This window comes from Bacteroides xylanisolvens XB1A, assembly GCF_000210075.1.
GTDB lineage: Bacteria > Bacteroidota > Bacteroidia > Bacteroidales > Bacteroidaceae > Bacteroides > Bacteroides xylanisolvens.
On record NC_021017.1, the window covers coordinates 4,496,515 to 4,503,263 of the forward strand.

The following is a 6,749-nucleotide window of genomic DNA, read 5'->3' on the forward strand; positions in this document are numbered from 1 at the left end:
TTAATTTCGTCCGAAATTCGTCTGACCTAAAACGAAAAATAGCCATAAACTTATCGTTTACAGCTATTTAACTCTGCACGGGAGGAGAGGCTCGAACTCCCGACACCCGGTTTTGGAGACCGGTGCTCTACCAACTGAGCTACTCCCGTGTTTGCGGCTGCAAAGGTAGTAGAAACTTCTGAATCTCCAAACATTCGGGTAAATAAGTTTTGAATTATTTTAATTTTTCCCACTCATCGGGCTTGAAACCGACCAGAACAAAGCTGTCTGTCACTACCAATGGGCGTTTCACCAATTTACCGTTCGTTGCCAAGAGTGCTATCTGTTCTTCCTCACTCATAGCAGGCAGCTTCTCGCTTAGTTTCAGCTCTTTATATACTAATCCGCTCGTGTTGAAGAATTTCTTCACCGGTAAACCGCTGCGTGGAATCCATGCTTTTAATTCTTCAGCCGTAGGATTTTCTTCTACAATTAATCGGTTTGTAAACTCAATGTTATTTTCTGTTAACCATTTCTTGGCTTTCTGGCATGTGCTGCATGCCGGGTACTGCAAAAATAATGTTGCCATATTCATTTATAATTTAATTCATACTATGTAATACTTAATACCTAATACTTAATACTTACCACTTAAACCTCACTTCAATATCTGCAAATCCTGAAACATAATCCGGTAAGCGGCTGCTTTCTTATCCAATGCCAGTGGATATGCTCTTGATGATGAAGGCATCCGGTAAAGCCGCATGGCGCGTCCTTCAAAAACGAACTCGGAGTAATCGCCTACTTTCGGCTCTTCTATTTCGAATTGCTGTCGGAGAGTGTCCGTTGCTTTTTGCCCGGTAGTGACGATGGCTTTGCATTCGGGAAGTTGTCGCAGCAATGCTGCTACATCGGTAGCCTCCACTACTTCGAGAAACTTATCCGATGCGTTATCCTGCAACCGGCGGATGGATGAAGCGGTATCAAACAGGGCAATTCCCTTTTCGTTCAAAAAGTCTATGATTTGCTCACGACAAAACGATTTTAGTGTTGAATTCAGAAAGTGATTCTTATCATTAAAGAATAAGATTCCATATATGCGCCACATGTCATTGTTTAGGTTTGGATAATAAAAATCCATCGACCATCTTTTTTTCTGTGGCGGGAAACTGCCCAGCATAAGCAATTTTGATTTCGCTGGGAGAAATGGTTCTAGCGGATGTGTTTCGATTTCCATGTTATCGTTCATTTTAATTTCGTACAAAAATAGTGATAATGTTTATTTCCCTCAAAATCAATGAGAAAAAATGCTAGATTTAAAATATTTAGTTATTTTTGCGGTGTGATGAACAAACAGTATCTTATTATATCATTGAAAAAAGAAATTTTAGTAAGTTGTTTCTTAATGAGCTTATTTTTCCTGGAGGGTGGGAATTGTTATGCTTCGGAGCAACAACTGTTAAGAGGGACGATAGAAACTCCTTCTGACAATTATACCGTGAGAGGGCGTGTTATTGATGTCTATGGTGAACCACTAATCGGTGCTACAATACGAGAAAAAGGGGGAGCCAATGGTACTGTGACCGATATTGATGGACGATTCTTTTTATCTGTTCCGGATAGTGCTGTCTTGCAGGTTTCTTTTGTAGGTTACAAGACTTTAGAAGTCAATGTGACAGGTCGGACTATGCTTGAAATACGCCTTCAGGAAGACGCGGTGATGCTTGACCATGTCATCGTAACAGCCTTGGGAATTGAAAAGGATGAAGCTACACTGGCTTATTCTGCGCAGAAAATCAAAGGTGAGGAACTGAATCGTGTAAAAGAAATAAATATGATTACTGCCTTGGCAGGAAAAGCGGCCGGTGTACAAATCAATAAGAACTCTTCCGGTATGGGCGGTTCTGCCAAAGTCAGTCTCCGGGGAATCCGTTCGGTGTCCGGTGATAATCAACCGCTGTATGTGATAGACGGAGTGCCGATGTCGAATACCTCTTCCGAGCAGGCTTATTCGGCAATTGGAGGTACGGCGAATGCCGGCAACCGTGATGGAGGTGATGGAATTTCTAACCTGAACCCGGAAGATGTGGAAAGCATCAGTATCTTGAAAGGTGCTCCAGCAGCAGCTTTATATGGTAGCATGGCTGCTAACGGGGTCATTCTTATCACTACTAAAAAAGGAAATTCTGTCGGGCAAAGGAATATTAATTTCTCTACAGGACTAACTTTCGAGAAAGCATTCAGTCTGCCTAAAATGCAGGATCGTTACGGTGTCAGTGATGTGGTAGACAGCTGGGGTGAGAAAGAGAATCTGACAGCTCATGATAACCTGAATGATTTTTTCCGTACCGGATTGACTTCAATGACTTCTGTGTCCGTCAGCTATGGAAATGAAACTCTACAAACTTATTTCTCCTATGCCAACACCACCGGAAAGGGGATTATGGATAAAAACGAGCTGAAGAAACATAATATAAACCTACGCGAAACAGCTACCATGTTCAACAAACGTCTGAAACTGGATGGTAATGTGAATGTAATGAAACAGACTGTTGAGAATAAGCCGGTATCGGGAGGCTTTTATATGAATCCGTTGGTAGGGCTTTATCGTTTTCCTCGTGGTGAGAATCTGTCTTATTATAAAGACCATTTTGAAACCTATGACGAAGAACGGAATTTGAATGTGCAAAACTGGCATACATTTACCGAAGACTTCGAACAGAATCCATATTGGATAGTGAACCGTATACAAAGTAAAGAAACGCGTACGCGCATTATCCTTTCCCTTTCGGCAAACTTTAAGATAAATGATTGGTTGACGATTCAAGCTCGTGGCAACATGGATTACTGGGCTGACAAGTTGCGTCAGAAATTCTATGCGTCTACCGCTACTGCCCTGTGTGGAGCGAACGGTCGATATATTGAAATGGATTATCAGGAAACGCAGATGTATGGTGATGTCATGGCGATGTTTAAGAAAACCTGGGGAGATTTTACACTGGATGCGGCTATTGGCGGTAGTATAAATGATCGAATCAGAAACTCGACCCGTTATGATTCTAAGAATGCTTCTCTGAAGTTTGCTAATGTATTTAATATTGCCAATATCATCATGAACAGTTCTGCCAGTATTGACCAGAAAATAGATGAGCATCGTCAGCTTCAATCTATTTTCGGTACAGCACAGATTGGCTACAAGGAAAAATTATTTCTTGATTTGACAGCTCGTAATGACTGGGCATCAACCTTGGCTTATACTGAACATGAGAAAGCGGGATTTGCTTATCCTTCCGTTGGTCTTTCCATATTGCTTGATAAATGGGTGAAGCTGCCCGAATGGATTTCTTTTGCGAAACTGCGTGGTGCCTATAGTAAAGTGGGGAACGATATTCCTGTATTTGTCACTAATTCCGCTTCGCATATCAGTGCCGGTGGCGAGATACAGGCAAATGATGCCGCTCCTTTCAAAGATATGGAGCCGGAAATGACTCATGCCATGGAATTCGGAACGGAATGGAGATTCTTCCAACATCGGTTAGGAATCAATCTGACCTATTATCGTACCAACACTTATAATCAGTTCTTCAAACTTCCTGCTCTTGCAGGTGACAAGTATGCTTTCCGATATGTAAATGCTGGGAATATCCAAAACCAAGGATGGGAAGTGACACTGAACGGAACTCCGATACTGACTTCTGATTTCACCTGGAAAACTTCCATCAACTTCTCTACCAACAAGAATAAGATCGTGAAGCTGCACGACGAATTGAAAGAATTAGTCTACGGGCCTACGAGCTTTTCTTCCAGTTATGCAATGAAATTGGTGAAAGGTGGTTCTATCGGTGATATCTACGGTAAAGCCTTTGTACGTGATGCCGCAAGAAACATTGTTTATGAAACAGAAGGAGATTACAAAGGACTTCCATTGGTGGAAGGTGACGGAAATACGGTGAAAGTAGGAAATGCCAACCCTGTCTTTATGATGGGATGGGATCACACATTCTCTTACAAAGGATTCAGCCTTTATTTCCTGCTTGACTGGCGTTACGGAGGAAAAGTCCTTTCACAGACACAAGCGGAAATGGATCTCTATGGCGTATCGGAAATTACGGCTGATGCACGCGACAGAGGATATGTGATGCTTGAAGGTCAGCAGATCGATAATGTGAAAGGATTCTATAAAAATGTAGTGGGCGGGCGTGCCGGAGTGACAGAGTATTATATGTATGATGCCACTAATTTACGGTTGCGCGAAGTATCGTTGAGCTACAATTTCTCAAAGAAGTGGATACAGAAAACGAAGGTTCTGAAAGATGTGCAGCTTTCGTTTGTGGCCCGCAATCTATGTTTCTTATATAAGAAAGCTCCTTTTGATCCGGATTTGGTACTTTCCACCGGGAATGATAACCAAGGGATTGAAGTATTCGGAATGCCTACAACCCGTAGTTTGGGCTTTACTCTGAAATGTGAATTTTAAAGGTCGGAGAGAGAAATGAAGAGAAAATATGTATATCTATACTTGCTGGGCTTACTGCTCTTTTCTGTAGCATGTACCGGTAATTTCCGTGATTACAATACCGACTTGTCCGGTATCACAGATGATGACCTGATTATTGACGACAATGGTTATGGAATCCGTTTGGGCATTATTCAGCAGGGGATTTATTTTAATTACGATTTCGGAAAAGGGAAGAACTGGCCTTTCCAACTGATACAGAATCTGAACGCAGATATGTTCGGTGGATATATGCATGACGGGAAACCCTTGAACGGAGGTTCGCATAATTCCGACTATAATATGCAGGACGGTTGGAACAGCGCCATGTGGACGCATATGTATTCTTATATTTTCCCGCAGATATACCAATCGGAGAATGCTACCCGGAATACACATCCTGCTTTGTTCGGGATCACGAAAATATTAAAGGTAGAAGCCATGCATCGTGTGACGGATTATTATGGTCCCATCATTTATAAGAATTTTGCGAATGCAGAAAACCACTACCGTCCCGATAAACAAAAAGATGTTTATTATGAGTTTTTCAATGAACTCGATTCTGCCGTGGTTGCCCTCACCGGTTATATAGAGGAGAAACCGGAATTTAATGGATTTGCACGTTTTGATATTTTGTTGGATGGTAAATACCCTTCCTGGGTAAAGTTTGCCAATTCGTTGCGTTTGCGTCTAGCTATGCGTATTGCCTCTGTTGCCCCCGATAAGGCACGTGCTGAAATACGGAAAATAAAAGAAAACGATTACGGCTTCTTTGAAGCGGAAACAGGCGGAGCCGTTGTTTCTACCAAATCCGGATATACCAATCCATTGGGAGAACTTAACCGTGTGTGGAATGAAACTTACATGAGTGCGAATATGGAATCAATCTTGGTGGGGTATAATGATCCCCGTCTTGGAATTTATTTCGAACGCTGTACGGATGAAACCCTGAAAGGACAATATCGTGGAATTCGTCAAGGGACATGTTTTGCTCATAGTCATTATTCCGGATTGTCGAAGCTGTTTGTCAAGCAAAGCACCGATGCGCCTCTGATGACTGCTTCGGAAGTTTGGTTTCTGCGTGCCGAAGCTGCATTGCGCGGGTGGACGGATGAAGATGAAGAAACCTGTTATCAGAACGGTGTAACTACTTCTTTCCATCAATGGGGAATCTATGGCGTAGAAGATTATCTGCAAAGTGAACAGACCGCCTCCGACTTTATAGACACGTATGATGAAGAAAATAATATAGAGGCCCGTTGTAAAGTCTCTCCCAAATGGAATCGCCTGGATGATAAGGAAACGAAACTGGAGAAGATCATTACACAGAAGTGGATTGCTATGTTCCCGGAAGGTTGCGAAGCTTGGGCAGAACAAAGACGAACAGGGTATCCCCGTTTATTTCCCGTGCGATTCAACCATAGCAGAAACGGTTCTATCGACACGGAGATTATGGTGCGCCGTCTAAACTTCCCCGGTACCTTGCAGACGGAAGACCCGGAACAATATTCCGCGCTTGTGGAAGCTTTAGGAGGAAACGATCATGGAGGTACAAGGCTTTGGTGGGACACGGGAAATAATAATCTGGAATAAAAAAAGATAAAAGTAGTGTGTTTATATGTGTAGCTTTAACTATTTTTGCATCTTCATTTAAACACATTTACTTATGAAACAGATTATCTCTGCTCTTTTCCTTTGTATGTTGCTCTCTGCCGTACCGGGATTGCAGGCGCAAAACATCCAGTTACATTATGATTTTGGACGTTCTTTGTATGATAAAGATTTGCAAGGTCGTCCGCTGTTAACTTCCACAGTAGAGAAGTTTCATCCTGATACTTGGGGAAGTACTTATTTCTTTGTCGATATGGATTATACCTCCGAAGGTGTCGCTGCTGCTTATTGGGAAATAGCCCGTGAAGTGAAATTCTGGAAAGGTCCTTTCTCTGCGCATCTTGAATATAACGGTGGATTATCCAAAGGTATGTCTTATAAAAATGCTTATCTGGCAGGAGCCACGTATACCTTTAATAATGCCTCCTTCTCCAAAGGTTTCACACTGACCACCATGTATAAGTATATTCAAAAACATTCATCACCTAACAACTTCCAGTTGACAGGTACATGGTACGTAAACTTCTGCCGTAACCTGCTCACTTTCTCCGGCTTTGCCGACTGGTGGCGTGAAGAAACGAACTACGGAAAGACTATCTTCCTCTCCGAACCACAATTCTGGGTAAACCTGAATCAAATCAAGGGAGTAAATAAAAATTTCAAT

General features: G+C 42.2%; 5 protein-coding genes and 1 tRNA gene. 3 read left to right on the forward strand and 3 right to left on the reverse strand.

Translation table 11 applies throughout. The annotated features are described in order from the left end of the window. Positions 1–76 precede the first annotated feature (76 nt). From BXY_RS17185 to BXY_RS17195, 3 genes are all read right to left on the reverse strand, one after another. Positions 77–149 (reverse strand) — tRNA-Trp (locus tag BXY_RS17185). A 65-nt stretch (positions 150–214) separates the two neighbouring features. Continuing rightward, positions 215–568, reverse strand: coding sequence for an arsenate reductase family protein (locus BXY_RS17190; RefSeq protein WP_008021073.1), 354 nt, complete (start codon positions 566–568; stop codon positions 215–217). Between the two features lie 69 nt (positions 569–637). Beyond that, positions 638–1,216, reverse strand: coding sequence for a uracil-DNA glycosylase family protein (locus BXY_RS17195; protein WP_008021074.1), 579 nt, complete (start codon positions 1,214–1,216; stop codon positions 638–640). Between the two features lie 108 nt (positions 1,217–1,324). Here BXY_RS17195 and BXY_RS17200 point away from each other — a divergent pair, with 108 nt between their 5' ends. From BXY_RS17200 to BXY_RS17210, 3 genes are all read left to right on the forward strand, one after another. After that, positions 1,325–4,456: a SusC/RagA family TonB-linked outer membrane protein gene (locus BXY_RS17200; protein WP_015532523.1), complete on the forward strand. Its 3,132-nt coding sequence runs from the start codon at positions 1,325–1,327 to the stop codon at positions 4,454–4,456. 15 nt (positions 4,457–4,471) lie between these two features. Then, positions 4,472–6,067 (forward strand): SusD/RagB family nutrient-binding outer membrane lipoprotein, encoded by a 1,596-nt coding sequence (locus tag BXY_RS17205; RefSeq protein WP_015532524.1) that lies wholly within the window; start codon positions 4,472–4,474, stop codon positions 6,065–6,067. Between the two features lie 73 nt (positions 6,068–6,140). Next, the coding region (locus BXY_RS17210) for a nucleoside-specific channel-forming Tsx family protein (RefSeq protein WP_208946835.1) at positions 6,141–6,749 on the forward strand (609 nt) is incomplete at its 3' end.